Below are 25,952 nucleotides of genomic sequence, written 5' to 3' on the forward strand. Positions count from 1 at the left end.
CTGCCTGTCGAGTGAGGAATGGCCGTAATGCCAGAGTTTGCGTACTCCGATCTGCTCCCACTGGGAGAGGACACCACCCCGTACCGGCTGGTGACCGCCGAGGGCGTCTCCACCTTCGAGGCCGACGGGCGGACGTTCCTCAAGGTCGAGCCGGAGGCCCTGCGCGAGCTCGCCGCCGAGGCCATCCACGACATCCAGCACTATCTGCGGCCCGCGCACCTGGCCCAGCTGCGGCGCATCATCGACGACCCCGAGGCGTCGGGCAACGACAAGTTCGTGGCGCTCGACCTGCTGAAGAACGCGAACATCGCCGCCGCGGGCGTGCTCCCCATGTGCCAGGACACCGGCACCGCCATCGTCATGGGCAAGCGCGGCCAGAACGTCCTCACGGAGGGCGGCGACGAGGAGGCGCTCTCCCGGGGCATCTTCGACGCGTACACGAAGCTCAATCTCCGGTACTCCCAGATGGCCCCGCTGACCATGTGGGACGAGAAGAACACCGGCTCCAACCTGCCCGCGCAGATCGAGCTGTACGCGACCGACGGCGGCGCCTACAAGTTCCTCTTCATGGCCAAGGGCGGCGGCTCGGCGAACAAGTCGTTCCTCTACCAGGAGACGAAGGCCGTCCTGAACGAGGCCTCCATGATGAAGTTCCTGGAGGAGAAGATCCGCTCGCTGGGCACGGCCGCGTGCCCGCCGTACCACCTGGCGATCGTCGTCGGCGGCACGTCCGCCGAGTTCGCCCTGAAGACCGCGAAGTACGCCTCCGCGCACTACCTGGACGAGCTGCCCGCCGAGGGCTCCCCGACCGGCCACGGCTTCCGGGACAAGGAGCTGGAGGAGAAGGTCTTCGAGCTCACCCAGAAGATCGGCATCGGCGCGCAGTTCGGCGGCAAGTACTTCTGCCACGACGTGCGCGTGGTGCGACTGCCCCGGCACGGCGCCTCGCTGCCCGTCGCCATCGCCGTCTCCTGCTCGGCCGACCGCCAGGCCACCGCGAAGATCACCGCGGAGGGCGTCTTCCTGGAGCAGCTGGAGACCGACCCGGCGCGCTTCCTTCCGGAGACGACGGACGAGCACCTGAACGACTCCGCGGACGTCGTGAGGATCGACCTCAACCAGCCCATGGACGCGATCCTCGCCGAGCTGACCAAGCACCCGGTGAAGACCCGCCTCTCGCTGACCGGCCCCCTCGTCGTGGCCCGCGACATCGCGCACGCCAAGATCAAGGAGCGGCTCGACGCGGGCGAGGAGATGCCGCAGTACCTGAAGGACCACCCCGTGTACTACGCGGGCCCCGCGAAGACCCCCGAGGGTTACGCCTCCGGTTCCTTCGGGCCGACCACGGCCGGGCGCATGGACTCCTACGTGGAGCAGTTCCAGGCGGCCGGCGGCTCCAAGGTCATGCTGGCCAAGGGCAACCGGAGCAAGCAGGTCACCGACGCGTGCGACGCGCACGGCGGCTTCTACCTCGGCTCGATCGGCGGCCCCGCCGCGCGCCTCGCCCAGGACTGCATCAAGAAGGTCGAGGTCGTCGAGTACGAGGAGCTCGGCATGGAGGCGGTCTGGAAGATCGAGGTCGAGGACTTCCCCGCCTTCATCGTCGTCGACGACAAGGGCAACGACTTCTTCCAGAACCCGGCCCCCGAGCCGACGTTCACGCACATCCCGGTGCGCGGGCCCGGCCTGGCGTAGCGGTACCGCGAAGGCCCTGTCCACGCGCGCGTGGGCGGGGCCTTTCGTACGGGTGGGTGGAGGGCCTTTTCGTACGGGCGGGCGCGGGGCACGGGAATAGCCGGAACAAGACACGCGCTCAACTTTTCGAGGCTTTTCGACGGGGTTGAGCGGAGAGGTAGGTTCACGGCATGACCAGCGACGCCAGCGACGACCGCACCGGCGAGTACCGGACCGAGCACGATTCCATGGGCGAGGTGCGGGTCCCCGCGGACGCCAAGTGGCGCGCCCAGACCCAGCGCGCGGTGGAGAACTTCCCCATCTCGGGACAGCGCATCGAACGGGCTCACATCGCGGCCCTCGCGCAGATCAAGGCGGCCGCCGCCAAGGTCAACGCGTCCCTCGGCGTGCTCGACAAGGACATCGCCGAAGCCATCGCGGACGCGGCGGCCGAGGTCGCGGAAGGGCGCTGGGACGCGCACTTCCCCGTGGACGTCTTCCAGACCGGCTCCGGCACCTCGTCCAACATGAACACCAACGAAGTCCTCGCCACGCTCGCCACCGAGCGGCTCGGCCGCGACGTGCACCCCAACGACCACGTCAACGCCTCGCAGTCCTCGAACGACGTCTTCCCCTCGTCGATCCACATCGCGGCGACCGGCGCGGTCACCGGCGACCTGATCCCGGCCCTCGAACACCTCGCCGCCGCCCTGGAGCGCAAGGCCGAGGAGTTCGCGGACGTGGTGAAGTCCGGGCGCACGCACCTCATGGACGCCACGCCCGTCACCCTCGGCCAGGAGTTCGCCGGATACGCGGCCCAGGTGCGGTACGGCGTCGAGCGGCTGACGGCCTCGCTGCCCCGCCTGGCCGAACTGCCGCTCGGCGGCACGGCCGTGGGCACCGGCATCAACACCCCGCCCGGTTTCTCCGCCGCCGTCATCGAGGAGATCGCGCGGGCCACGGGCCTGCCGCTGACCGAGGCCCGCGACCACTTCGAGGCGCAGGGCGCGCGCGACGGCATCGTGGAGACCAGCGGGCAGCTCAGGACCATCGGCGTGGGCCTGACGAAGATCTCCAACGACCTGCGGTGGATGGCCTCCGGCCCGCGCACCGGCCTCGCCGAGATCAGCCTGCCCGACCTCCAGCCCGGCTCCTCGATCATGCCCGGCAAGGTGAACCCGGTCGTCCCCGAGGCCGCCCTGATGGTCGCCGCCCAGGTCACGGGGAACGACGCGACGGTCGCCGCGGCGGGCGCCGCGGGCAACTTCGAGCTCAACGTCATGCTCCCGGTGATCGCCAAGAACGTCCTGGAGTCGATCCGCCTCCTCGCCAACGTCTCGCGCCTGCTCGCCGACCGGACCGTCGACGGCATCACCGCCCACCGCGAACGGGCCAGGCAGTACGCCGAGTCCTCGCCGTCCGTCGTGACGCCGCTGAACAAGTACATCGGGTACGAGGAGGCGGCGAAGGTGGCGAAGAAGTCCCTGGCCGAGCAGAAGACGATCCGCGAGGTCGTCCTGGAGTCCGGTTACGTCGACCGGGGCGCCCTCACCCTCGAACAGCTCGACGAGGCCCTGGACGTGCTGCGGATGACACGTCCCTAACGGTGGAACCCATGCGACGCATGGGCCCCGTACGGTGACGGCGTCTAATATCTGTCCATGACAGACCTCGACGGAAAGACGGCGGACGGCGGAGCGGCCAGGTGGGCCCCCGGTGACCACATCCTGTGGCGGTACCGCGAGAACGCCGGTGACCGCTTCCACATCTGCCGCCCCGTCACCGTCGTCCAGGACACTCCGTCGCTGCTCGCCGTGTGGATGGCGCCCGGCACCGAGTGCGTGAAGCCGGTGCTGGCCGACGGGACGCCGGTGCACCGCGAGCCGCTCGCCACCCGCTACACCAAGCCGCGCGCGGTCAGCAGGAGCCACTGGGCCGGCACCGGCGTGCTGAAGCTGGCGCGTCCCGGTGAGCCGTGGTCGGTCTGGCTGTTCTGGGACCACGGCTGGCAGTTCAAGAACTGGTACGTGAACCTGGAGGAGCCCCGCGCGCGTTGGGCGGCCGGAGTGGACTCCGAGGATCATTTTCTGGACATCTCCGTGCGGCCGGACCGGAGCTGGCAGTGGCACGACGAGGACGAGTTCGCGCAGGCGGTGCGGGTGGGTCTGATGGACCCGGAGAAGGCCGCTGACGTCCGGGCCGCGGGGCGGGCCGCCCTTGGCGTGATCGATGCCTGGGGGGCACCGTTTTCGGACGGATGGCAGCGCTGGCGCCCCGATCCGTCCTGGGACGTACCCTCACTCCCGGATGACTGGGACCGTACGCCCGCGCATGTGTCGTCATGAGACCCTTGATGCGCCCCCGTGGTTCAAACGTAGGATCGTCCTCCGCAAGGGCGCACAGCAGCAACTCCGCGAACCTGTGCGGTGCCTGACAGGAAGTCATCGAGGGGCGGCAGAACGTGAGCGTGGACCGCAGGGGACAGGCCGAGGCCTTTGACGGCATCGGGCAGTTCTACGACGACGCCTTCCCGCACAAGGAGGGGCAGCTCGCCGCCGGGCGCCGCCTGGCGAAGGCCCTGCCGCCCGGCTCCCGGGTGCTCGACGTGGGCTGCGGCACGGGCCTGCCCACCGCCCGGCAGCTCACCGAGGCGGGCCACACCGTCCTCGGCACGGACATCTCGACGGGCATGCTCCGACTGGCCGGAAAGAACGTCCCCGCGGCCGAGTTCAGGCAACTCGACATCGCCGATCTCCGGGCGGAGGGACCGGCGGGCATCGGCCGGTTCGACGGCATCGTCTGCTTCTTCGCCCTGCTGATGCTGCCGCGCCCGGAGATCCCCGACGCGCTGCGGCGGCTGCACGGCCTGCTTCGGCCCGGGGGTCTGATGGAGCTGTCCATGGTCGAGGCCGACCTCGACGACACGGCGATCCCGTTCCTGGGACACACGATCCGGGTATCGGGTTACCTGGGCGACGAACTGCGCCAGGTCGTGCGCGACGCGGGCTTCGACATCACCGAAGAGGCCACGTACTCGTACGCACCTGCGAGCACCGACGTACCACCCGAGCATCAGATCTTCATGCACTGCCGACGCGGCTGAGCGACGCGCAACGCTGGACGGCGCGCACCGCGCGCAGCCCCGGACGGACGGATTCGAAACGCGTGACGGAGCACCTCACCCCATACGAGGGTCGCAAGGCACCCGCTGCCAGGACGACCGCCCCCGCGGCGCAGGCCCGCACGGGCGACGCCCTGCCCGGGGCCTCCGTGCCGCCGTCCGGTGAGCACTCCCAGCCCTCGGCCGCCGAGCCCGACCGGGGCAGGCCGCGCCCGCCCGAGGGCGTGCCGCCCGGGCCCGCCACGGCGCCCGTGGGTCCGCCGGACGGCGAGGAGCGGCGCACCGGCAGGCCGCGGCCCCCGGGAGCAGGGCCCGTGGCGATGCGGCGCGACGGCGACCGGCTGCGGTTCGTCGGCGCGGCGACGCGGCGGATCGCCCGCGGCATAGACCTCGACGAGATCGTGATGGGCCTGTGCCGCGCCACGGTCCCGACGTTCTCCGACGCCATCCTGGTCTATCTGCGCGACCCGCTGCCCGTCGGCGACGAACGGCCCACGGGCCCGCTGGTGCTGCGCCTGCGCCGCACCGACCGGCTGCGCTCCCTGGAGGAGGGCGCCGAGGAACAGGACACCGACAGCGGCACGCCGCCCTCGCTCCAGGCCGTACCCGGCAGCGACCTGACGGGCATCACGGCCACCGCCGAGCTGTGCGAGGTGCGGCCGGGCGGTGCGCTCGCCGAGGTCCTGTGCGGCGTGCGCCCGGTCTTCGCGGACGCGGCGGCGGCCCAGGCGGCGCTGCCCGAACTCCTCGGCGAGGGGCGGACCGTCCCTGCGGGGCAGCGGGCCATCCTCGCGCCGCTGCGGGGCAGGCGGCGGGTGATCGGCGCGGCCGTGTTCCTGCGCCGCCCCGACCGCCCCGCCTTCGAGGTGGACGACCTCCTGGTCGCCGCCCAGCTGGCCACGCACAGCGCGCTCGGCATCGACAAGGCCGTCCTGTACGGCCGCGAGGCGTACATCGCCGACGAGCTCCAGCGCACCATGCTCCCCGAGACGCTGCCGCGCCCGACCGGCGTGCGGCTCGCCTCGCGCTACCTGCCGGCGGCCGAGACCGCCCGGGTCGGCGGCGACTGGTACGACGCGATCCCGCTGCCCGGCAGCCGCGTCGCCCTGGTGGTGGGCGACGTGATGGGGCACTCCATGACCTCGGCCGCGATCATGGGCCAGCTCCGGACGACCGCGCAGACCCTCGCCGGGCTCGACCTGCCGCCGCAGGAGGTCCTGCACCACCTCGACGAGCAGGCCCAGCGGCTCGGTTCGGACCGCATGGCCACCTGCCTGTACGCGGTGTACGACCCGGTGTCGCACCGCATCACCATCGCCAACGCGGGCCACCCGCCGCCCGTCCTGCTGCACCTGGGCGGGCGCGCCGAGGTGCTTCGCGTGCCGCCGGGCGCCCCCATCGGGGTGGGCGGCGTCGACTTCGAGGCCGTGGAGCTGGACGCCCCGGCGGGCGCGACGCTGCTCCTGTACACGGACGGGCTCGTCGAGTCACGGCTGCGCGACGTGTGGACCGGCATAGAGCAGTTGCGGGAACGTCTCGCCGCCACCGCCCAGCTGACGGGACCGGACCATCCGCCGCCCCTTGAGGCGCTCTGCGACGAGGTGCTCGACATGCTCGGCCCGGGTGACCGGGACGACGACATCGCGCTGCTCGCCGCCCGCTTCGACGGCATCGCGCCGAGCGACGTCGCGTACTGGTTCCTGGAGCCGGAGAACGCCACGCCCTCCCGCGCCCGCCGCCTGGCCCGCAGCGCCCTCGCCCGCTGGGGCCTGGAGGACATGACGGACGCGGTGGAGCTCCTGGTCAGCGAGGTCGTCACCAACGCCGTGCGGTACGCCTCCCGACCGATCACCCTGCGGCTGCTCCGTACCGACGTACTGCGCTGCGAGGTCGGCGACGACGTGCCGCAACTGCCCAGGCTCCGCCAGGCCCGCGCCACGGACGAGGGCGGCCGCGGGCTCTACCTGGTCAACAAGATGGCACGACGGTGGGGCGCGACGCGCCTGAGCACGGGCAAGGTCGTGTGGTTCGAGCTGAACCGGAGCTAGGGCCCGTCGGCCGCACCCGCACGTGAAGGCGCCCGGAACCTCGATGGTTCCGGGCGCCTTCGTCCGTGCGGTGATGACACAGGCTCTGAGCCGTCAGTCCCTGCTCAGCAGCCCGTCCGGGCCCTCGGAGTCGTCGGCCGTGTCCGTCGGCCCCGGCTCGGTCGTCGGCGGCTTGGTCGTCGGGTCGGTCGGCGGCGGCGTCGTGGGTGAGGTCGACGGCGGCTTCGTCGTCGGGGAAGTCGACGGCGGCTTCGTCGTCGGGTCGTCCTCCGGCTCCGTCGGCCTGGTCGTCGGCTCCTTCGGGGCCTTCGTCGTCGGATCCGGGGGCGGCGCGACGGCGGCGCCCATGTCGGTGTCGAGCTCGAACTCGCTGGGCGAGCCCATCGCGTCGAAGGTGTACGCCGCCCAGATGTCGGCGGGGAAGCTGCCGCCGTCGACGCGGGCACGGCCGCCCGCGCCCTTCATGGAGACCTGCTTGTTCTTCTCCGGGGTGTCGGGAGCGCCCTCGCCGAACAGGCCTACGGAGGTGACCAGCTTCGGCGTGTAGCCCGTGAACCAGGCCGACTTGTTGTCGTCGGAGGTACCGGTCTTGCCCGCCACGTCCTGCGCCGGGTTGCGCACCGCGCTGCCCGTGCCGTCGTCGACCACACCGGTCAGGACCGAGGTGATCGAGTCGGCGGTGCCGCGCTTGACGACCTGCTCGCCGATCGGGTCGGGCAGGTCGACCGTGCGGTCCTTGTGCTCGACCGAGGCGACCAGCGCCGGAGTGACCTTCTTGCCGTGGTTGTCGAGGGTGGCGTACACGCCCGCCATCTCCAGCGGGCTCGCGCCCATGGAGCCCAGGGTCTGGGCGGGCACGGCGGGCAGGCCCTCGACGTTCATGCCGAGCTTGCCCGCCATCTCCATGACCTCGGGCATCCCGACGTCCACGCCCATCTGCGCGAAGACGGAGTTGATGGACTTGTTCATCGCCTTCTGGACGGTGACGGGTCCGTAGTCCACGTCGTCCTCGTTCGGCGGCGCGAAGCCCACGTCGCTGCCCTTGACGGGGCGCTTGCTCGTGCCGTCGTAGATGGTGCCCGCGGTGATCGGCTTGCCGTCCTGCGTGGTGGCTCCGTGCTCCAGGGCCGCGGCGAGGATCAGCGGCTTGAAGGTGGAGGCCGACTGGTAGTCACGGCGGGTGGCGTTGTTCGTGTAGTGCTTCACGTAGTCCTCGCCGCCGTACATGGCGAGGACCTTGCCGGTCTTGGGGTCGACGGACGCGGCGCCCGCCTGGACCCGGGCATCGGCCTTGTTCTTCTTGCGGTCGAGCCTGTCGTTCAGCTTCTTGTCGACGGCCGCCTGAAGCTGCTTCTGCTTCTTGGGGTCGATGTTCAGCGTGATGGTGTAGCCGCCGGCCTCGAACTCGGCCTCGCTGAGGTCGCTGTTCCGCAGGACCTCGCGCTTGGCCTCCTCGACGAGGTAGCCGATCTGGCCCTCGCGTCCTGGCGGTGCCTTCGGGTCCTCGGGCGTGGCGAACTTGAGGTCCGCCCGCTTGCCGGAGTCCAGCCAGCCCTCCTCGACCATGTTGTCGAGCACGTAGTCCCAGCGCTGCCTGACGAGCTTCTTGCCGGTCGGCGTCGCGACCGCCCAGTCGTACTGGCTGGGGGCCTGGAGGAGGGCCGCGAGGTAGGCGCCCTGCTCCACCTCCAGGTCCTTGGCGTCGATGCCGTAGTAGGCCTGGGCCGCGGCCTGGATGCCGTACGCGCCGCGTCCGTAGTAGCTGGTGTTGATGTACCCCGCGAGGATGTCGTCCTTGCTCTTCTCGCGGTCCACCTTGAGCGAGACGACCAGTTCCTTCAGCTTGCGGCTGACGGTCTGTTCCGAGCTGAGGTAGTAGTTCTTCACGTACTGCTGGGTGATGGTCGAGCCACCCTGCTTGCCCTTGCCGGTGACCGTGTTGAGGACACCGCGGGCCGTGCCCTTGAAGTCGACGCCCTCGTCCTTGTAGAAGGACTTGTTCTCCGCGGCGACGAACGTCTTCTGGACGTCCTCGGGGACCTTGTCCAGGTCGACGATCTCGCGGTTCACGTCGCCGGTCCGGGCGATGACATCGCCGTTGCCGTACTTGTAGACGTTGCTCTGCTTCTTGGCGAGGGCGTTGCCCTCCGGTATGTCGACCACCATGTACAGGACGACGAAGCCGAGCATGCCGAGCAGCACGAAGCCGAAGAACGTGCCCAGAATCTTCTTCCAGGTGAAGAAGCGGCGTATGCCGGTGCGCTTGGGCTTGCCCCCGCCTGACGGGCGCCCGCGCGCTGCCCGGCGGGCACCGCGCTGACGCGCTTGTCGTTCTTCGGCTCGGCCCATGACTGAGAATGCTCCGCTTCCGTCTCGTACGACCCGTACGTCCCGCACTACGCCGTGCTTCCCGTACGTCTCGTCTTCTCACTGACAAGTCTTCTGGTCGCTAAGTCAGCTCATGAAGCTAACACCGCACCAAGGGACAAAGGTCCTCCGATCCGGTCTTTTCCGGACGTGACAATGAGCACCTGCCCCTTAGGAACCGACGGTTTCACGCGCCCGAAGGTTGCGCGGCCGTTCTGACTCACAGGGTCTGCACAGGGCGTATACACGGCACGTATACACGGCGTGTAGAGTGCGCCGCATGTCCATTGGCCACACCCTTCTGGGTCTTCTGGAGTCGGGCCCCCGGCACGGCTACGACCTCAAGCGCGCCTTCGACGAGAAGTTCGGGCACGACAAGCCCCTGCACTACGGACAGGTCTACTCGACCATGTCCCGCCTGCTGAAGAACGGCCTCGTCGAGGTCGACGGCATCGAGGCGGGCGGCGGTCCCGAGCGCAAGCGGTACGCGATCACCGACGCCGGCATCACGGATGTCCAGCGGTGGCTCGCCACCCCGGAGAAGCCGGAGCCCTACCTCCAGTCGACCCTCTACACCAAGGTCGTGCTCGCGCTCCTGACCGGGCGCGACGCCGCCGAACTCCTCGATGTGCAGCGCGCCGAACACCTGCGCCTGATGCGCATCCTCACCGACCGCAAGCGCAAGGGCGACCTCGCCGACCAGCTCATCTGCGACCACGCGCTCTTCCACCTCGAAGCCGATCTGCGCTGGCTCGAACTGACGGCCGCGCGTCTCGGCAGGCTCGCCCAGGAGGTGCGCCCCGCATGACCCCCGCTGGTTCCCTGCTCCAGGCCGACGGACTCCGCAAGACCTACGGCCCCACCGCCGCGCTCGACGGCGCCGCCTTCTCCATCCACCCCGGCGAGATCGTCGCCGTCATGGGCCCCTCGGGCTCCGGCAAGTCGACCCTGCTGCACTGCCTCGCCGGGATCGTCCGGCCCGACGAGGGCTCCATCACGTACAACGGCCGTGAGCTGACCGGCATGCCGGACGCCGCGCTGAGCGCCCTGCGGCGCAGCGAGTTCGGCTTCGTCTTCCAGTTCGGCCAGCTCGTGCCCGAACTGACCTGCGTCGAGAACGTGGCCCTCCCGCTGCGGCTGAACGGCGCCAAGCGCAAGGAGGCCGAGGCGACCGCCCGGACCTGGATGGAGCGCCTGGAGGTCGACGACGTCGTCGCCAAGCGGCCCGGCGAGGTCTCCGGCGGCCAGGGCCAGCGCGTGGCCGTCGCCCGCGCGCTCGCCACCAGCCCCCGCGTGATCTTCGCCGACGAGCCGACGGGCGCGCTCGACTCCCTCAACGGCGAGCGCGTCATGGAACTCCTGACCGACGCCGCGCGCTCGGCCAACGCCGCCGTCGTCCTCGTCACCCACGAGACCCGGGTCGCCGCCTACTCCGACCGCGAGATCGTCGTGCGCGACGGCAGGGCGCGCGACATGGAGCGGGCGGTATGAGCCTCGACACCCGCCCCAGGTCCGCCGCCCGGGCCGGTGCGCCGACCGCAGGGAACTCTGCGGGCAAGGGGCCGCGCGCCTTCCTGCGCGACCTCGCCATGGGCGTGCGCTTCGCCGTCGGCGGCGGCCACGAGGGCTGGACCCGCACGCTGCTGACCGCGGTCGGCGTCGGCCTCGGCGTGGCGCTGCTGCTCGGCGCGGCGTCCGTGCCCGAGCTGATCCAGCGGCGCGACGACCGCTCGGTGGCCCGCTCGGCCGAGGGCCAGTTCTCCGGCGAGTCCGCCCCGAAGTCGGACTCGACGGTGCTCCAGCGCGACGTGCAGACCGACTTCCGCGATTCGACGGTGAGCGGGCGCGTGCTGCGCCCCGAGGGCACGCACCCGGTCGTGCCGCCCGGCCTCGCGAAGCTGCCGGGAGACGGCGAGATGGTCGTCTCGCCCGCCCTGCGGGACCTCATGGACAGCTCCGAGGGCGCCCTCCTGAAGGAGCGGTTCGACCGCTACCGGATCACGGGCACCATCGCCGACGCGGGCCTCGTGTACCCCGGGGAGCTGTACTACTACGCCGGTTCCGACTCCCTCACCCGCGCCGAAGGCGGCCACCGCGTCGCCCGGTTCGGCTGGGCGGAGCCCGGGGAGCCGCTGGACCCGCTCCTGATCGTCCTCACCGTCCTGATCTGCGTGGTCCTGCTGACCCCGGTGATCATCTTCATCGGCACCGCCGTCCGCTTCGGCGGCGAGCGGCGCGACCGGCGGCTCGCCGCGCTGCGCCTGGTCGGCGCGGACGCGCACAGCGTGCGCCGGATCGCCGCGGGCGAGGCCCTGTGCGGGGCACTCCTCGGCCTGGCCGTGGGCGGGATCGCGTTCCTCGGAGTGCGGGAACTGTTCGGCGTGGTCGACATGTGGCAGGTCAGCGCCTTCCCGTCCGACGTCGTGCCGGTCCCCGGCCTCGCCGTGACGATCCTGCTCGCCGTGCCGGTCACCTCCGTCGTGGTCACGCTGATCTCGCTGCGGGCCGTCTCCATCGAACCGCTCGGCGTCGTGCGCAACGCCAGGCCCCACAAGCGCCGGCTGTGGTGGCGCGTCGTCATGCCGGTGCTCGGCCTGGGCATCCTGCTGGCCGCGGGCCGCGTCGGCGGCGGCGTGGCCCCGCCGGTCTACGCCATCGGCCTGGGCGCGACGCTCACCCTGGTGGGCCTGGCCGCGCTGCTGCCCTGGCTCGTCGAGGCGAGCGTGGCGAGGCTGCGCGGCGGCGGCCCCGTGCCCTGGCAGCTCGCCATCCGCAGGCTCCAGTTGAGCAGCGGTACGGCGGCCAGGGCGGTCAGCGGCATCACCGTGGCGGTCGCGGGCGCGGTCGCCCTCCAGATGCTGTTCGTGGCGATGCACGACGACTTCAACCGCACCACCGACAACGCTCCCGGCCGCGCCAGCCTGGTGGTCAGGGCCGACGTGGGCGACGGGAAGCTCGCCGAGCGGATGATCGAGCAGTTCCGTACGACCCGGGGCGTCGAGCACGTCATCGGCACGGTCACCACGTACGCCGTGAGGCCCGGCAGGATGAAGGACCCCGAGGACATCCGGCCCACCACGGAGCTGACGGTCGCCACCTGCGAGAACCTTCGCGAACTCGCCCGCGTCGGCCGGTGCGAGGACGGCGACACCTTCGTCGCGCACAGCGGCAACAAGGGGATGAACGACTGGGTCGACGAGTCGGCCCGCCCCGGCAAGCCGGTCGACCTCAACCCACGGAGCTGGGACGAGGCGGGGCACCGGCACATACCGTGGACGCTGCCCGCCGACTCCCGCGTGGTCAGGACCCGCCCCGACCCGGCCGGCGAGGAGCACGACGGCATCTACGCCACCCCCGGCGCCGTCGACCCCGCCAAGCTGCTCAACGCCTCGACGACCGCCATGATCAAGGTCGACAGGGACACGCCGGACGCCGAGGAGTACATCCGCAACACCGCTGCCCGCGTCGGCCCGTTCCTCGACGTGATGACGTTGCGCGCCGTCGAACGCGACAAGCAGTACGCGACCATCCAGACCGGCCTCCAGGTCGGCGCGATGGCCACGATGGTGCTGATCGCGGCGTCCATGCTGGTGTCGATGCTGGAACAGCTCCGCGAGCGCAAAAAGCTCCTCGCGGCGCTCACCGCCTTCGGCACCCGCCGCTCCTCGATGGCGTGGTCGGTGCTGTGGCAGACGGCGATCCCGGTCGTCATCGGCCTGGCCCTCGCGGTCGCCGGCGGCCTCGGCCTCGGCTGGGTCATGGTCCGCATGATCGAGAAGCCGGTCACCGACTGGTGGCTGTTCGTGCCCCTGGCCGGCGCGGGAGCCGTCCTCGTCGCGGTCGTGACGCTGCTCAGCCTGCCACCGCTGTGGCGGATGATGCGGCCGGACGGCCTGCGCACGGAGTAGCGCGGGCGAGCACCGGTGGGTCACACCACCCGTACCGGCAGCGGCCGTACGGCCCCCTTCAGCGCCTCGGCCAGTTCCTCGTACTCCGCGGCCCGCGCGGCCCCCGTCCGCATCGCGAGGGCAATCCGCCGGGTGGGCGCGGGGTCGGCGAAGTACCCGGTGAGCAACTGGTTGCTGCGGCTGGTCTCCACGCGCACGGCGGTGCGCGGCAGCAGCGTCACGCCGAGCCCGCCGGCCACCAGCTGTACGAGGGTGGAGAGCCCGGCCGCGGTGGTGGTCACCGGGGCCTCGGCGCGGCCGGCCTCGCGGCAGATGTCGAGGGCCTGGTCGCGCAGGCAGTGCCCCTCGTCGAGGAGCAGCAGGGTCAGCTCCTTCAGCGCCTCGCGGGGGATGCCCTCACGGCCGCCGAGCCAGTGGTCCAGGGGCGTGACCAGGACGAAGTCCTCGTCGAAGAGCGGCAGCTCCGTCACGCCCGGCACCCCGAGCGGCACCGCGAGGAGCAGCAGGTCGAGCCGGCCCGCCGTGAGCCCCTCGATCAGCGACGAGGTCTGCTCCTCGTGGACCTGGAGGTCCAGGTCGGGGTAGGCCTCGTGGACGAGGGTGATGAACGCGGGCAGCAGATAGGGCGCCACGGTCGGGATCACGCCGAGCCGCAGCGCACCGGTGAACGGCGCCTTGACGGCGTCCGCCTCCTCCATGAGCGCCTCGACCTCGCCGAGGACCGCCCCGACCCGCACGGCGAGCCGCTCCCCCGCCGCCGAGAGCAGCACCTTGCGGGTGGTCCGCTCCAGGAGCTTGACACCCAGTGCCTCTTCCAGGGCCGCGACGGCTCCGGACAGGGCCGGCTGGCTCATTCCGATCGCCGCTGCCGCGTCTCTGAAGTGCAGGTGGTCGGCCACGGCCGCGAAGGCGCGCAGTTGTGCCAGGCTCGGTTGTTTGCCGCTGGGCTGCTTGCCCCTATTTATGGCTCGCACTGATAAGCACCTCCGATCAACATGACCCACTCTAGCTATTTCCCTAATCAATGCACCCTGTGCCAACATCGAGGATCAGTCCAACCCCTCAGGAAACTCCCCAAAAGGGATTTTCTTCGTCGCAAGGAGTACGTGTGCTCACTGTCGGTGACAAGTTCCCCGAGTTCGACCTGACCGCCTGTGTCTCCCTGGAGAAGGGCTCGGAGTTCGAGCAGATCAACCACAAGACCTACGAGGGCAAGTGGAAGATCGTCTTTGCGTGGCCCAAGGACTTCACCTTCGTGTGCCCCACCGAGATCGCTGCCTTCGGCAAGCTGAACGACGAGTTCGCCGACCGTGACGCCCAGATCCTCGGCTTCTCCGGTGACTCCGAGTTCGTGCACCACGCCTGGCGCAAGGACCACCCGGACCTGACGGACCTGCCCTTCCCGATGCTGGCGGACTCCAAGCACGAGCTCATGCGTGACCTCGGCATCGAGGGCGAGGACGGCTTCGCGCAGCGCGCCGTCTTCATCGTCGACCAGAACAACGAGATCCAGTTCACGATGGTGACCGCCGGTTCCGTGGGCCGTAACCCCAAGGAGGTCCTCCGGGTCCTCGACGCCCTCCAGACGGACGAGCTCTGCCCCTGCAACTGGACCCAGGGCGACGAGACCCTGGACCCGGTCGCGCTCCTCTCGGGCGAGTGAACGGAAGGTTCTGACATGGCACTCGACGAACTGAAGTCCGCCGTTCCGGACTACGCCAAGGACCTGAAGCTGAACCTCGGCTCGGTCATCGGCAACTCGGACCTGCCGAAGCAGCAGCTCTGGGGCACCGTGCTGGCCTGCGCCATCGCGTCCCGCTCCCCGAAGGTGCTGCGCGAGCTGGAGCCCGAGGCGAAGGCGAACCTCTCCCCCGAGGCGTACACGGCCGCCAAGTCGGCCGCCGCCGTCATGGCGATGAACAACGTCTTCTACCGCACGCGTCACCTGCTCTCCGACCCGGAGTACGGGACGATGCGCGCCGGTCTGCGGATGAACGTCATCGGCAACCCCGGGGTCGAGAAGGTCGACTTCGAGCTGTGGTCGCTCGCGGTCTCCGCGATCAACGGCTGCGGCCAGTGCCTGGACTCGCACGAGCAGGTCCTGCGCAAGGCCGGTGTCGACCGCGAGACGATCCAGGAAGCCTTCAAGATCGCCGCTGTCATCCAGGCGGTCGGCGTCACGCTGGACTCCGAGGACGTCCTCGCGTAACCCGCCGCACGCGTGAGCGGCCCGGTCCGAAACCTTGGTTTCGGACCGGGCCGCTTCGCTGTGTCCGGGCCCTACGGCGCCCGGTTCTCCGTGGCGGTCCCCGGCGCGGACGGCCCCGTCGACGCGGTGTCCAGCGCGGTCGCGCCGCGCGGCTGCGGCGACTGCTTAAGCGCGGCCTCACGGGCGTGCGCCCTGAGATAGCCGACGACCGTGTTCGTGACGGCCACCAGCGGCACCGCCACCACCGCACCGCCGATCCCGGCGATCATGCTGCCCGTGGCGACCGAGAGGACCACCGCGAGCGGATGCACCCGCACCGCGCGGCCCAGGATGAACGGCTGGAGGATGTGCCCCTCGATCTGCTGCACCGCGAGGACCACCACCAGGGCCATCACCGCGGTGAACACGCCCTGCGTCACCAGCGCCACGACCACCGCGAGGGCGCCGGAGACCACGGCACCCACCAGCGGCACGAACGCGGCCAGGAAGATGATGACGGCGAGCGGCACCGCCATCGGCACCCCGAGGAAGTAGATGCCGAGGCCGATGAAGATGGCGTCGATGAGGGCCACTATCACCGTGCCGCGCACATACGCGGTGAGCGTGCGCCACGCCCGCGGCCCCGCTCCCGCTATGCCGGGCCTGGCCTGGGCGGGCATCAGCTTCAGGAACCACTGCCAGATGCGCTTGCCGTCGTACAGCAGGAAGAGCGTCGAGAACATCGCGAGCAGGATGCCGGTCAGCGCCTCCACGATGACCGTGACGCCTTCGAGGCCGGCCGAGGTGAGCTCCTCGGTGTTGGCGCCGACCGCGTCCCGCAGGCTCTTGGCGATGTCGTTGATCTGGTCCTCGGTCACGTGGAACGGGCTGTTGAGGAGCCACTTGCGCAGATCCTCGATGCCGTCCTGGATCTGCCCGGACAGCTCGTCGGCGTTCTCCATGACCTGCCAGACCACGAACCAGCCGACCAGGCCCATGATGACGAAGCCGAGGATCGCCGTGACCGCCGTCGCCAGACCGCGCGGGAGCCCGACCCGCCTGAGCCGGGCCACCGTGGGCTGGAGCAGTGCGGTGATGAGGAGCGCGGCCACGAAGGCGAGCACCACGAGCTGGACCGCGCTGATGACCTTCATCAGGACCCAGAGGGTGCCCGCGAGGACGAGCAGCCGCCAGCCGGCCTCCGCGGCGACACGCATGCCCCACGGGATGGAGGCCACGGGCTCCGGTCTGGCCGCTATGTCCGGCGCGTACGCGGGAGGCGGCGGGACGTGCTCCTGCTCCTGCTCCTCGTGCACGGAATCCCGCGGCTCGTCGGCGTCCGAGCCCGCGTCGTTGTCGCGGCGCTGCTCGTTCAACCGCTCGCCCATCTCGCTCAGTCCGGCACCGACCCGGCCGAGCCACCCTGGCACTCGCGACATGATCCGTCCTCTACCCCCGTCAATCCGCGCCACTCCCCCCTGGAAGCCGTCCGGACCGACCGTACATGGACGAGACCCCCCACCGAAGGAACGGTGAGGGGTCTCGCGAGGTCGAGCGCGGTACGGCCGGGGCGCGGCCTAGTACCAGTTGTTCGCCTGCCAGAAACTCCAGGCGCCGCACGGGCTTCCGTAGCGGTCGTTCATGTAGTTCAGGCCCCACTTGATCTGCGTGGCCGGGTTGGTCTGCCAGTCGGCACCCGCCGAGGCCATCTTGGTGCCGGGCAGCGCCTGTACGAGGCCGTAGGCGCCCGAAGAGGCGTTCTGGGCCTTGTAGTTCCACGTGGACTCGTGGTTGACGATGTTGCTGAAGCACTGGAACTGGTCGCCGGGGACCATCTGCCGTGCCATCGCCTTGACCTGGGAGACCGTGTACGAGCTCTGGGGCGCGAAGCTGGAGGCGTCGCGGGAGGACGAGCGGCTGGCCTTGGCCTTGAGCTTGTCCTCACGCTCCTTCTTGGCGGCGGCCTTCTCGGCCTTCTCGGCCGCCTCCGCCTTCTCCGCGGCCTTCTGCTTCTCGATCGCCGAGGCGGCGGCCTGCTTGCGGGCCTCCTCCGCTGCGGTCTTCTTCGCCGCGGTGTCGGCGGCCATGGCCTGCGCGTCGGCCTGCTGCGTCAGGGACGCGGTCTGGACCTGGGCCTGCTGACCCGCGGGTATGTCTGCGAGGAGCGTCGCGTCGCTTGCCGCTGCCTCGAAGTCGTTGGAGTTCGAGGGCTGGGTGTTGCCCGAGGCAACACCCACGACAGCGCCGACGGTGGTGACCGCGGTGGCTGACGCCACGGCGAATCCCCGGACCGAGATCCGGCTCACACGATTTCCTTCCAGCATCGCCCGCATAGGTGACCTCGCGGACGCAATCGTGCCCCTGGCACTGGCCTCCGCTTGCGATCGGTCACGGGAGGCACGGACCCGGTGGGCAACTCCCGTACAGGGAGAGCCGCGTGGTGCTCGGGCGGCATGCGACGGCCACTATGAAGTTCTGTTGTTTCGTACCGCTGGGGGTACTCGTGTGTCGCATGCGGGGCCTGACAGGACTGAGACTCTGCCCCAGCCGGACGCCGCAAGGCAATTCTCTGTTGCGTGTTAAAGCTCACACTCCGTTTGCCCCAGGAGTTTTTCGGAAAAGGGGGCGCAGCAAGACGCCGCCCGGCTAGGCTCCTTCGCTTCGCCGGGCGGCGCCAACTGCGGTGCGACTACCGTGAACTGGCCTAGATGTGCCCGTCCTCCAGCATCTCGGTCACCAGGGCCGCGATCTGGGAACGCTCGGAGCGCGTGAGCGTGACGTGCGCGAAGAGCGGATGACCCTTCAGTTTCTCCACGACGGCGACCACTCCGTCGTACCGCCCCACCCGGAGGTTGTCGCGCTGGGCGACGTCATGGGTGAGGACGACACGGGAGTTCGCCCCGATCCTGGACAGCACGGTCAACAGGACGTTCCGCTCCAGCGACTGGGCCTCGTCCACGATCACGAACGCGTCGTGCAGCGAGCGCCCGCGGATGTGGGTGAGCGGCAGGACCTCCAGCATCCCGCGCGCGGTCACCTCCTCGATGACCTCCTTGCCCGCCACCGAACCGAGCGTGTCGAAGACCGCCTGCGCCCACGGGCCCATCTTCTCGGCCTCGGTGCCCGGCAGATAGCCCAGCTCCTGCCCGCCCACCGCGTACAGCGGCCGGAAGACCATCACCTTCTGGTGCTGCCTGCGCTCCAGGACCGCCTCCAGGCCCGCGCAGAGCGCGAGCGCCGACTTGCCGGTGCCCGCGCGCCCGCCCATCGAGACGATCCCGATGTCCGGGTCGAGGAGCAGATCGAGCGCGATCCGCTGCTCGGCGCTCCTCCCCTTGATGCCGAAGGCCTCCCTGTCACCGCGTACGAGACGGACGTTGCCCTCGGGTGTGACGCGGCCGAGGGCCTTGCCGCGCTCCGACTGGACGGTGAGGCCCGTATGTACGGGAAGGTCCGCGGCCTCGGGCACGTACAGGGTGTCCTCTTCGAAGAGGAGGTCGACCTGTTCCGCGGAGAGCGTCAGCTCGGACATGCCGGTCCAGCCGGAGTCCGTGATGGCGAGCTCGGCGCGGTACTCCTCCGCGAGCAGCCCGACCGAGGACGCCTTGATCCTCAGCGGCAGGTCCTTGGAGACGACCGTGACGTCGTACCCCTCGGCCTGGAGGTTGCGGGCCACCGCGAGAATCCGTGAGTCGTTGTCCCCCAACCGGTAGCCGGCCGGGAGCACGCCGGGATCTGAGTGGTTGAGCTCGACGCGCAGTGAGCCGCCCAGGTCCCCGATGGGGATCGGGGCGTCCAGGCGGCCGTGCCGGATACGGAAGTCGTCCAGCAGGCGCAGCGCCTGCCGGGCGAAGTAGCCGAGCTCCGGATGGTGCCGCTTGGCCTCCAGCTCCGTCACCACGACGACCGGCAGCACGACTTCGTGCTCGTCGAAGCGGGTCAGGGCGTTCGGATCGGCCAGCAGGACACTGGTGTCGAGAACATAGGTGCGCCTGTCGGGCATGCGGCGCTTCGTGCTGGTCACCACGGAAGGACGTACCCCCTCGGATGAGGTCGGGGAGCGACGGGAGGGATGCCGGGCCGGCTGGCGGGTGTCATCCAGGCCGGACACGGCCGCGATGCGCGGGCCGAGGACCGGCCCTCCATGTCGCCCGTGCTGTCCACACGGTCGTCCTGGTGCAAAGGGCCTCCCGGGCGGACGGCCTTGTGCCGCCCGCTGAGATACGACGTCCCTGTCGGATACTGCTGGGACGCCGACCTGGAAGGGTTATTCCCTCGAACAAGCGCAGCCATGCCAGGGCATATGACGACGCGTTGGTTAACTCTGGATTACCCCGACCTCATGGGGTGGTACGGGTCAGCCCCCGTAACGGCGGTGGCGGGCCGCGTAGTCACGCAGCGCACGCAGGAAGTCGACCTTGCGGAAGGCCGGCCAGAAGACTTCGCAGAAGTAGTACTCGGAGTGGGCGGACTGCCAGAGCATGAACCCGGACAGACGCTGTTCCCCACTCGTACGGATCACCAGGTCGGGGTCCGGCTGGCCGCTGGTGTAGAGGTGCTTGGAGATCAGGTCGATGTCGACGCTCTCCGCGACGTCCTCCAGGCTGGTGCCGTTCTCGGCGTGCTCCAGGAGCAGCGAGCGGACCGCGTCGGCGATCTCCTGGCGGCCGCCGTAGCCGACCGCCACGTTGACCAGTATCCCGGTGTTGCCGTGCGTGGCCTGCTCGGCTTCCTTCATGACGCTCTGGGTGCGGGCCGGCAGCAGGTCGAGCGCGCCGACGTGGTGCACGCGCCAGCGGCCGTCGGCGACGAGCGAGCGGACCGTGGCCTCGATGATGCCGAGGAGCGGCGTCAGCTCGTCGTCGGGCCGGTCGAAGTTGTCGGTGGAGAGCATCCACAACGTGACGACCTCGACGTCGGTCTCCGCGCACCAGCCGAGGAACTCCTCGATCTTGTACGCGCCCGCCTGGTGGCCCTCCGCGGTGGTCCCGCCGGACGCCTTCGCCCAGCGGCGGTTGCCGTCCAGGATGACGCCGATGTGCTTGGGCACCTGGTCGTGATCGAGGCGGCCTTCCACCCGGCGTGCGTAAAGTCCGTACACCAGGTCGCGCAGGTTCACGTGTGTCAGCCCCTCCAGCAGATGGCGGTCCTCAAGGGGGGTGCGTAGGGCAGGCCCCGAGGGCGACACCCTACCGCTGTGCGGGCCGCCCCCAGAAACTCGGTGCGCACGTGGCTGAAGCGGCCCGGGCGGGGTTTGGCCGAAGTAGTACTGACGGTGTTCGAAGTCCTACGGCAGACGGCTGAAGTAGCTTCATACCCATGAACGACACGTCTCTGTACCGCGCGGCATCCGACCGCTATGACTCGATGGAGTACCGGCGCACGGGCCGCAGTGGCCTGAAGCTGCCCGCGGTCTCCCTCGGCCTCTGGCACAACTTCGGCGACGACAAGGCCCTGGACACCCAGCGCTCGATCCTGCGGCGCGCCTTCGACCTGGGCGTCACGCACTTCGACCTGGCGAACAACTACGGTCCGCCGGCCGGTTCCGCCGAGCTCAACTTCGGCAAGCTCTTCGCGCAGGACTTCGCCCCGTACCGCGACGAGCTGATCATCTCGACCAAGGCCGGCTACCTCATGCACCCCGGCCCGTACGGCGAGTGGGGCAGCCGCAAGTACCTGCTGTCGTCCCTCGACGCCTCGCTGTCCCGCATGGGCCTGGATTACGTCGACGTCTTCTACTCCCACCGCTTCGACCCGGACACCCCGCTGGAGGAGACGATGGGCGCGCTCGCGTCCGCCGTCCAGCAGGGCAAGGCGCTCTACGTCGGCGTGTCGTCCTACAACAGCGAGCAGACCGCCGAAGCGGCGCGCCTGCTGCGGGAGATGGGCGTCCCCGCCCTCATCCACCAGCCCTCGTACTCGATGATCAACCGCTGGACCGAGGACGACGGCCTCCTCGACACGCTGGAGGCGGCCGGCATGGGCTGCATCTCCTTCGTGCCGCTCGCCCAGGGCCTGCTCACCAACAAGTACCTGAAGGGCATCCCGGAGGGTTCGCGCGCCACCCAGGGCAAGTCCCTCGACCCGGACCTCCTGAGCGACGAGGTCGTACGCCGCCTCAACGGCCTGAACGACATCGCGGCGGGCCGCGGCCAGTCCCTGGCCCAGCTCGCCCTGAACTGGGTGCTCCGCGACGAGCGCATGACCTCGGCGCTGATCGGCGCGTCCAGCGTCAAGCAGCTCGAGGAGAACGTGGCGGCACTGGCCGGCCCGAAGCTCACCGACGAGGAACTGACGGCCATCGACACCTTCGCCGTGTCGACGCCGGGCACGAACATCTGGGCGGGGCGGGGCTGAGGGCGGGGGGCCGGCTGCCGGCTGTCGGCTGTCGGCTGTCGGCTGTCGGCTGTCGGCTGTCGGCTGTCGGCTCGACTGTCGGCGGTCGGCTGTCGGCTCGGCGGTCGGCTGTTTCGGCTGTCGGCTCGGCGGCTGGGGCGGCTCGCGGCCGGGGCGGGGCCCGGGTCGGCAGTCGGCTCGCGGCCGGGTCTGACCCCGTTCCCGAGTCCGGGCACAAAAAATCGGGCCGGTCCGTGGGGGGGAGACGGACCGGCCCGAGGGGGGGTTTCCACCATAACCCTTCGTAAGTGATCCCGGGTGCATCGGCGTGCCACAACTACTCTCCGAGACCGTGCGACGACTGCGCGGCCCCGTATCCACCGCGGAATCCCGGGTTCTGGGGCGTTTTCCGGCCGAGCGGGGCGACACTCCGAGGAGTGACCCCCAAATGCCTCACGCGCTTGACGCGTCGGGTGTCCCCGGCGCTAACGGCGCCTGCGGGGCGCGTGGACCGTCGTGCGCGGGGCGCGGATCGTCGAGCGCGAGGCCGGAAGACGGCCGGCGGCGCCGCGCGGCCCCCTCCACCGCACGGCACCACACGCGCAGCTTTGCTCACGCGAATTACCGTTGGTCTGAACTTACAAGACGCCGAGGGGAGGATCGAGCCAGTATTGATAACGATGCGGAATCACGGCTTCGATTTTGTTGCTTACGGGGTGGGGTGCGATATCAGCGCCATTTGCCCGGATCGCCCATCAACCGGACAGCCAGCTCTAATGGGCCCCACTTTGCTCGTTCCCGCGCTGATTGGCCCTGCTCTGGTTGGCCCTGCTCTGATTGGCCCCGCTCTGGTTGGCCCCGCCTTTGCGCAGGTCGAAGAGATGGCGGGTGCTGTGGGCGACGAAGGGCCCCTGCTCCTGGATCTGTTCGTGCAGTTCGCGCAGGCGCGGCCGGTACTTCTCCACGCTGAAGTCCGGGACCATCCACACGACCTTGCGCAGGAAGTGCACGACCGCGCCGACGTCGAAGAACTCGATCCGCAGCCGCTCGGCCCGCAGGTCCACGACCTCAAGCCCCGCGGCCTCGGCCTCGGCGCGCTCCACCTCAGGATGGCGCCCGTTCCTTACCTCATCGGACTGCCGCCCGAGGAAGAACTCGACCACCTCGAAGACGCTGGCGGGCCCGACGTGCTGCGCGAAGTACGTGCCGCCGGGGCGCAGCACACGGGCGATCTCGTCGAAGTGGGCCTTCACCGGATGCCGGCTGGTGACCAGGTCGAAGGCGCCGTCCGCGAAGGGCAGCGGCGCGTCCTCCGGTGACGCCACGACCGCGACGCCTCGCGGATGCAGCAGCGCGGTGGCCTTGGCGACGTTCGCGGGCCAGCCCTCCGTGGCGACCGTGAGCGGCGGCAGGGTGGCGGCCGACGCGACCACTTCACCGCCGCCGGTCTGAATGTCGAGCGCGGCCGAAGCCCCGGCGAGCCGCCGCGCCATCGCCTCGGCATACCGCCACGAGGGCCGCGCCTCGGTGGCCCGCCCCTCGAACCAGGAGAAGTCCCACCCGGCAGTGGGAACGGCTTCCCCTTCCGCGACGAGCTCGTCGAAGCTGCGGGGGGCGGGGCCGGCGTCAGGGGTGGGGCTCGGGTTGGGGTCCGGGTACGGCTTCGGGGTGAGGCTGGGGTCAGCCGTGCGGCCGGTGAAGTCGGAGGGCTCGGGGCTCATGGAGCAATCCTGGCATTGCGGCTGCCTTGCTACATCTGGGTTTCCGTGCGGTGGGGCTGGGGGGCGCGGGGCACCGGGGGGTGCGGGGTCGCGGGGTTCTCGATGCCGGGTTCTCGATGCCGGGTTCTCGGTGTCCGCCCTTGACGCGCGGCACCCAGTCGTCAGACTTCCCCCATGTGACAGTGACCCGGCACACCATGACGGACGAACAGCGGAAGTCGGTCGCGCTCGCCTATCTCAAGGCCTTCGACCGGGGCGGCAAGACCGCCGACGGCACGCCCCTCCTCGACCTCTTCGCGGACGACGCCCAGATCTACTTCCCCAAGTGGGGCCTGGCCGACGGCAAGGCGCAGATCGCCCGCATGTTCGGCGACGTGGGCGGCACCATCCGCTCCATCACGCACCACTACGCCGGCTTCAACTGGATCTTCTCCGGCGCCGACACGGTGGTCTGCGAGGGCACAAGCCACGGTGAGCACCGGGACGGGCCGTGGCGGGCGGGCGTGCCCGAGTGGGGCGGCGGCCGTTTCTGTGACGTCTTCGAGATCCGGGACTGGCTGATCCACCGGTGCTTCATCTACTTGGACCCGGATTACGGGGGCGGGGACGCGGACCGGTATCCCTGGCTCAGCCGCTGACCCCGTCCTCCGTACCGGAGTCCCCCGCGGGCCCGCTCTCGCTGCCGGCGTCAGTGCCGGCGCCGGCGCCGGTCCCCGTACCGGTCGCTCCGCGCGGGAACGAGACCTCCACCCGGCGGTTCTTCTTGCGGCCCTCCTCGGAGCCGTTGTCCGCGATGGGGTAGTCCTCGCTGTAGCCGCGTACGGAGAAGGTGACCTGGGGGCCCAGGTGGCTCGCGAGTTCGTCGTGGACTGCTTCCGCGCGCCGGCGCGAGAGCTTCTTGCCGTGGCTGTACGAGCCGAGGTTGTCCGTGAACCCGAAGACCCGCACGTCAGTGGCCTTCTGCGCCTCGGCCTCCGCCGCGATCGCCTTGATACGGGCGGTCGCGTCCGGGTTCAGCTTCGAGCTGTCCTTGGGGAACAGCACCTCCGCCTGGAGCGCGAACTTCACGTCCGTGTTGGTGTCCTCGCGCCGCTCCTCGCCGCCGAGGTCCTCGACGACCGACTTGATGTCCAGCACCTTGGCGGGCGCGAGGGTCGCCCCGTCGGCGAGCTTGAGGCCGGGGCTGTTGGAGTCCACTTCGGGGGGCGGGGAGCTGGTGGTACTGCCCGGGGGCGCGCTGGGGTCCCCTTCGTCCGCCCGTACGGGCCCGGACCCGAGCGTGAACACCAGAGCAGCGGCGAGGACGACGGTCCCTGCGGTGCTTGTGGTGCGGGTGAGGGGGTGGCGGCTCATGGCTCTACTCACCCCTCGGAGATCTCAATGGGGGCGGGTGGCATGGCCCCCACCTGGAAGGTGACTTTGTCGGTGCCTTCCGGCGGTGCCGGGAACTGGGCGAACCAGTTCGCGGAGTCTCCCTGCCGCACACGCCCATTGAACTTGGTGCAAAGGCAGCGCCCCGACGTGTCCCTGAGGACGAGGTATTTCTTCTTCCCCTTGTTGTCGACCAAGCTGGCCCCGGAAAGTGAGCCACCGTTCGACCTGAGCTCCCGCTCATCGCTTGCCCAGTCCGCTCCCATCCAGGACCGACTCCCGTTGTTCGTCACCGTTCCGGAAACCGTGACGAACCCGCCTCCGTCACGGAGGGCGGAGCTGATCTTCACACTGATGTCCCCGTCTTTGGCCTCCGCCAATGCCTCGCCGCCGGAGGGCTTATCCGTCTGCCCCTTTTCGTCACTGCCCTTGTCCTTCTGTCCTGAAGAAGCGGACGGGGCAGGCTCTTCTGCCTTACCGTTTCCGTCATCCCCACCACCACAACCAACCATCGTGAGGACGAGCCCGGTCGTGATTGCTACAGCAGTCATCGCCCGACGGGCCGTGAGGGTACGCCGAGAGTTCATGGCTACGGCTTCCTTCTTTCGTCGATCGCCGGTCAGTCGGCCAGGTGGACAGAGAAGAGAACGGACGCTTCCGGAAGATCGTCCAGCTCGAAGTCATCCGGGTCGATCTCGATGGGTTCTTCGCCGTCGCACGTGAATTCCACAGCCCCGTCCGGGTCGGCCGACGGGCCGACGTCACATCGCGGCTTGATGACAGCAGTGGCATCAGCCTTGGCGTGCTGGGATTCCGTGCCGGGAATGATCGAGTCACCCACCGTGTAATTGGTGACGACCAAGGCCCGAAAGCCGGGGTACCCGTTCACTTCGGTCGCCACGACAGTGGCCTTCGCGTCGTTGAGCGCGGCGAGCGACTGACCCGCCTCCTGTGCACCGGCACCGGTCGGCCCATCCCCTGCGAGCCAGTCGAGCCATTCCCCGCCTTCGCCGATGGACAGGCCAAGGCCCTCCACCAGTTCCTCCCTGGCCTCCTGCGCGGCGGCCAGGGCTGCCGCATCCGCGGCGGACTGCGCGCCGTTGCGCGCCGAGGCCGCTTGAGCGAAAGCGAAGAAGGCGAACGCAACAAAGAGCAGAATCCCCGTCAGCCAGATGTAGATAGGGAGTGTCGACCCCTGGTCGCCATGCAGGTGGTGCG

The 25,952-nt window shown here is 70.0% G+C and carries 22 protein-coding genes; 12 read left to right on the plus strand and 10 right to left on the minus strand.

Features of this window, described 5'->3' with window-relative positions:
* Window positions 1-27: 27 nt before the first annotated feature.
* From ACZ6JY_RS21510 to ACZ6JY_RS21530, 5 genes are all read left to right on the plus strand, one after another.
* Window positions 28-1,695, plus strand: coding sequence for a fumarate hydratase (locus tag ACZ6JY_RS21510; protein WP_469197693.1), 1,668 nt, complete (start codon window positions 28-30; stop codon window positions 1,693-1,695).
* Between the two features lie 170 nt (window positions 1,696-1,865).
* Entirely contained in the window at window positions 1,866-3,278 is a 1,413-nt protein-coding gene (locus ACZ6JY_RS21515) for a class II fumarate hydratase (protein WP_469197696.1), read from the plus strand.
* Between the two features lie 57 nt (window positions 3,279-3,335).
* Window positions 3,336-4,019, plus strand: coding sequence for a cytidylyl-2-hydroxypropylphosphonate hydrolase (gene fomD / locus ACZ6JY_RS21520; protein ID WP_469197698.1), 684 nt, complete (start codon window positions 3,336-3,338; stop codon window positions 4,017-4,019).
* Between the two features lie 116 nt (window positions 4,020-4,135).
* Complete coding sequence (locus ACZ6JY_RS21525; RefSeq protein ID WP_469197700.1) at window positions 4,136-4,777, plus strand: class I SAM-dependent methyltransferase; 642 nt, start codon at window positions 4,136-4,138, stop codon at window positions 4,775-4,777.
* Between the two features lie 152 nt (window positions 4,778-4,929).
* Entirely contained in the window at window positions 4,930-6,843 is a 1,914-nt protein-coding gene (locus ACZ6JY_RS21530; RefSeq protein ID WP_469198028.1) for an ATP-binding SpoIIE family protein phosphatase, read from the plus strand.
* Between the two features lie 93 nt (window positions 6,844-6,936).
* On the opposite strand, the gene ACZ6JY_RS21535 is transcribed toward ACZ6JY_RS21530, so the two are convergent.
* Window positions 6,937-9,192 (minus strand): transglycosylase domain-containing protein, encoded by a 2,256-nt coding sequence (locus tag ACZ6JY_RS21535; RefSeq protein WP_469197701.1) that lies wholly within the window; start codon window positions 9,190-9,192, stop codon window positions 6,937-6,939.
* 298 nt (window positions 9,193-9,490) lie between these two features.
* Between ACZ6JY_RS21535 and ACZ6JY_RS21540 the strand changes: the two genes are divergently transcribed.
* From ACZ6JY_RS21540 to ACZ6JY_RS21550, 3 genes are read left to right on the plus strand one after another with little or no spacing between them, the layout of a single operon-like run.
* Entirely contained in the window at window positions 9,491-10,018 is a 528-nt protein-coding gene (locus ACZ6JY_RS21540; RefSeq protein ID WP_469197704.1) for a PadR family transcriptional regulator, read from the plus strand.
* On the plus strand, window positions 10,015-10,701 hold the full coding sequence (locus ACZ6JY_RS21545; protein WP_469197706.1) for an ABC transporter ATP-binding protein: 687 nt from the start codon (window positions 10,015-10,017) through the stop codon (window positions 10,699-10,701). Before ACZ6JY_RS21540 ends, ACZ6JY_RS21545 begins: the two co-directional genes overlap by 4 nt.
* Window positions 10,698-13,118 carry an FtsX-like permease family protein gene (locus tag ACZ6JY_RS21550; RefSeq protein WP_469197708.1) on the plus strand — a complete coding sequence of 807 codons (2,421 nt, stop codon included), beginning with the start codon at window positions 10,698-10,700 and terminating at the stop codon, window positions 13,116-13,118. The genes ACZ6JY_RS21545 and ACZ6JY_RS21550 overlap by 4 nt, the downstream gene beginning before the upstream one ends.
* Window positions 13,119-13,138: 20 nt before the next feature.
* Here the strand turns inward: ACZ6JY_RS21550 and ACZ6JY_RS21555 are convergent, their stop codons facing one another.
* On the minus strand, window positions 13,139-14,092 hold the full coding sequence (locus ACZ6JY_RS21555; protein ID WP_469197709.1) for a LysR substrate-binding domain-containing protein: 954 nt from the start codon (window positions 14,090-14,092) through the stop codon (window positions 13,139-13,141).
* Between the two features lie 134 nt (window positions 14,093-14,226).
* On the opposite strand from ACZ6JY_RS21555, the gene ACZ6JY_RS21560 reads away from it, so the two are divergent.
* Window positions 14,227-14,781 (plus strand): peroxiredoxin, encoded by a 555-nt coding sequence (locus ACZ6JY_RS21560; RefSeq protein WP_447039608.1) that lies wholly within the window; start codon window positions 14,227-14,229, stop codon window positions 14,779-14,781.
* A gap of 15 nt (window positions 14,782-14,796) precedes the next feature.
* Entirely contained in the window at window positions 14,797-15,327 is a 531-nt protein-coding gene (locus ACZ6JY_RS21565; RefSeq protein WP_361181900.1) for an alkyl hydroperoxide reductase, read from the plus strand.
* Between the two features lie 71 nt (window positions 15,328-15,398).
* Here the strand turns inward: ACZ6JY_RS21565 and ACZ6JY_RS21570 are convergent, their stop codons facing one another.
* From ACZ6JY_RS21570 to ACZ6JY_RS21585, 4 genes are all read right to left on the minus strand, one after another.
* Entirely contained in the window at window positions 15,399-16,745 is a 1,347-nt protein-coding gene (locus tag ACZ6JY_RS21570; RefSeq protein WP_469197711.1) for an AI-2E family transporter, read from the minus strand.
* A gap of 138 nt (window positions 16,746-16,883) precedes the next feature.
* Window positions 16,884-17,612 (minus strand): aggregation-promoting factor C-terminal-like domain-containing protein, encoded by a 729-nt coding sequence (locus tag ACZ6JY_RS21575; RefSeq protein ID WP_469197713.1) that lies wholly within the window; start codon window positions 17,610-17,612, stop codon window positions 16,884-16,886.
* A 398-nt stretch (window positions 17,613-18,010) separates the two neighbouring features.
* Window positions 18,011-19,333: a PhoH family protein gene (locus tag ACZ6JY_RS21580; RefSeq protein WP_469197714.1), complete on the minus strand. Its 1,323-nt coding sequence runs from the start codon at window positions 19,331-19,333 to the stop codon at window positions 18,011-18,013.
* 330 nt (window positions 19,334-19,663) lie between these two features.
* Entirely contained in the window at window positions 19,664-20,425 is a 762-nt protein-coding gene (locus ACZ6JY_RS21585; RefSeq protein WP_447039602.1) for an isoprenyl transferase, read from the minus strand.
* Window positions 20,426-20,625: 200 nt separating this feature from the next.
* On the opposite strand from ACZ6JY_RS21585, the gene mgrA reads away from it, so the two are divergent.
* A complete protein-coding gene (gene mgrA, locus ACZ6JY_RS21590; RefSeq protein WP_469197716.1) occupies window positions 20,626-21,663 on the plus strand; it encodes an L-glyceraldehyde 3-phosphate reductase in 1,038 nt (345 codons plus the stop codon).
* A gap of 752 nt (window positions 21,664-22,415) precedes the next feature.
* Here the strand turns inward: mgrA and ACZ6JY_RS21595 are convergent.
* Window positions 22,416-23,363 carry a class I SAM-dependent methyltransferase gene (locus ACZ6JY_RS21595; protein WP_469197718.1) on the minus strand — a complete coding sequence of 316 codons (948 nt, stop codon included), beginning with the start codon at window positions 23,361-23,363 and terminating at the stop codon, window positions 22,416-22,418.
* Window positions 23,364-23,560: 197 nt separating this feature from the next.
* On the opposite strand from ACZ6JY_RS21595, the gene ACZ6JY_RS21600 reads away from it, so the two are divergent.
* Window positions 23,561-24,001 carry a nuclear transport factor 2 family protein gene (locus tag ACZ6JY_RS21600; RefSeq protein ID WP_469197720.1) on the plus strand — a complete coding sequence of 147 codons (441 nt, stop codon included), beginning with the start codon at window positions 23,561-23,563 and terminating at the stop codon, window positions 23,999-24,001.
* Here ACZ6JY_RS21600 and ACZ6JY_RS21605 read toward each other — a convergent pair.
* Genes ACZ6JY_RS21605 through ACZ6JY_RS21615 form a run of 3 tightly spaced genes read right to left on the minus strand, consistent with a single transcriptional unit; the run spans window position 23,991 to window position 25,944 of the window.
* Window positions 23,991-24,716 (minus strand): OmpA family protein, encoded by a 726-nt coding sequence (locus ACZ6JY_RS21605; RefSeq protein ID WP_469197722.1) that lies wholly within the window; start codon window positions 24,714-24,716, stop codon window positions 23,991-23,993. The two genes, ACZ6JY_RS21600 and ACZ6JY_RS21605, sit on opposite strands and share 11 nt — an antisense overlap.
* Window positions 24,717-24,724: 8 nt before the next feature.
* On the minus strand, window positions 24,725-25,321 hold the full coding sequence (locus ACZ6JY_RS21610) for a hypothetical protein (protein ID WP_469197724.1): 597 nt from the start codon (window positions 25,319-25,321) through the stop codon (window positions 24,725-24,727).
* A gap of 32 nt (window positions 25,322-25,353) precedes the next feature.
* Window positions 25,354-25,944, minus strand: a complete 591-nt coding sequence (locus ACZ6JY_RS21615; RefSeq protein WP_469198030.1) for a pilus assembly protein TadG-related protein — start codon at window positions 25,942-25,944, stop codon at window positions 25,354-25,356.
* Window positions 25,945-25,952: the final 8 nt, after the last annotated feature.

Source organism: Streptomyces sp. NPDC046335 (assembly GCF_055587985.1).

What these genes read in the sequence shown, in the direction of transcription:
- ACZ6JY_RS21570 (WP_469197711.1), bottom strand. Translation starts at nt 16,745, where the DNA reads ATGTCGCGAGTGCCAGGGTGGCTCGGCCGGGTCGGTGCCGGACTGAGC.
- mgrA (WP_469197716.1), top strand. Translation starts at nt 20,626, where the DNA reads ATGAACGACACGTCTCTGTACCGCGCGGCATCCGACCGCTATGACTCG.
- ACZ6JY_RS21610 (WP_469197724.1), bottom strand. Translation starts at nt 25,321, where the DNA reads ATGAACTCTCGGCGTACCCTCACGGCCCGTCGGGCGATGACTGCTGTA.
- ACZ6JY_RS21535 (WP_469197701.1), bottom strand. Translation starts at nt 9,192, where the DNA reads ATGGGCCGAGCCGAAGAACGACAAGCGCGTCAGCGCGGTGCCCGCCGG.
- ACZ6JY_RS21545 (WP_469197706.1), top strand. Translation starts at nt 10,015, where the DNA reads ATGACCCCCGCTGGTTCCCTGCTCCAGGCCGACGGACTCCGCAAGACC.
- ACZ6JY_RS21600 (WP_469197720.1), top strand. Translation starts at nt 23,561, where the DNA reads ATGACGGACGAACAGCGGAAGTCGGTCGCGCTCGCCTATCTCAAGGCC.
- ACZ6JY_RS21540 (WP_469197704.1), top strand. Translation starts at nt 9,491, where the DNA reads ATGTCCATTGGCCACACCCTTCTGGGTCTTCTGGAGTCGGGCCCCCGG.
- ACZ6JY_RS21565 (WP_361181900.1), top strand. Translation starts at nt 14,797, where the DNA reads ATGGCACTCGACGAACTGAAGTCCGCCGTTCCGGACTACGCCAAGGAC.
- ACZ6JY_RS21550 (WP_469197708.1), top strand. Translation starts at nt 10,698, where the DNA reads ATGAGCCTCGACACCCGCCCCAGGTCCGCCGCCCGGGCCGGTGCGCCG.
- ACZ6JY_RS21515 (WP_469197696.1), top strand. Translation starts at nt 1,866, where the DNA reads ATGACCAGCGACGCCAGCGACGACCGCACCGGCGAGTACCGGACCGAG.
- ACZ6JY_RS21605 (WP_469197722.1), bottom strand. Translation starts at nt 24,716, where the DNA reads ATGAGCCGCCACCCCCTCACCCGCACCACAAGCACCGCAGGGACCGTC.
- fomD (WP_469197698.1), top strand. Translation starts at nt 3,336, where the DNA reads ATGACAGACCTCGACGGAAAGACGGCGGACGGCGGAGCGGCCAGGTGG.
- ACZ6JY_RS21510 (WP_469197693.1), top strand. Translation starts at nt 28, where the DNA reads ATGCCAGAGTTTGCGTACTCCGATCTGCTCCCACTGGGAGAGGACACC.
- ACZ6JY_RS21595 (WP_469197718.1), bottom strand. Translation starts at nt 23,363, where the DNA reads ATGAGCCCCGAGCCCTCCGACTTCACCGGCCGCACGGCTGACCCCAGC.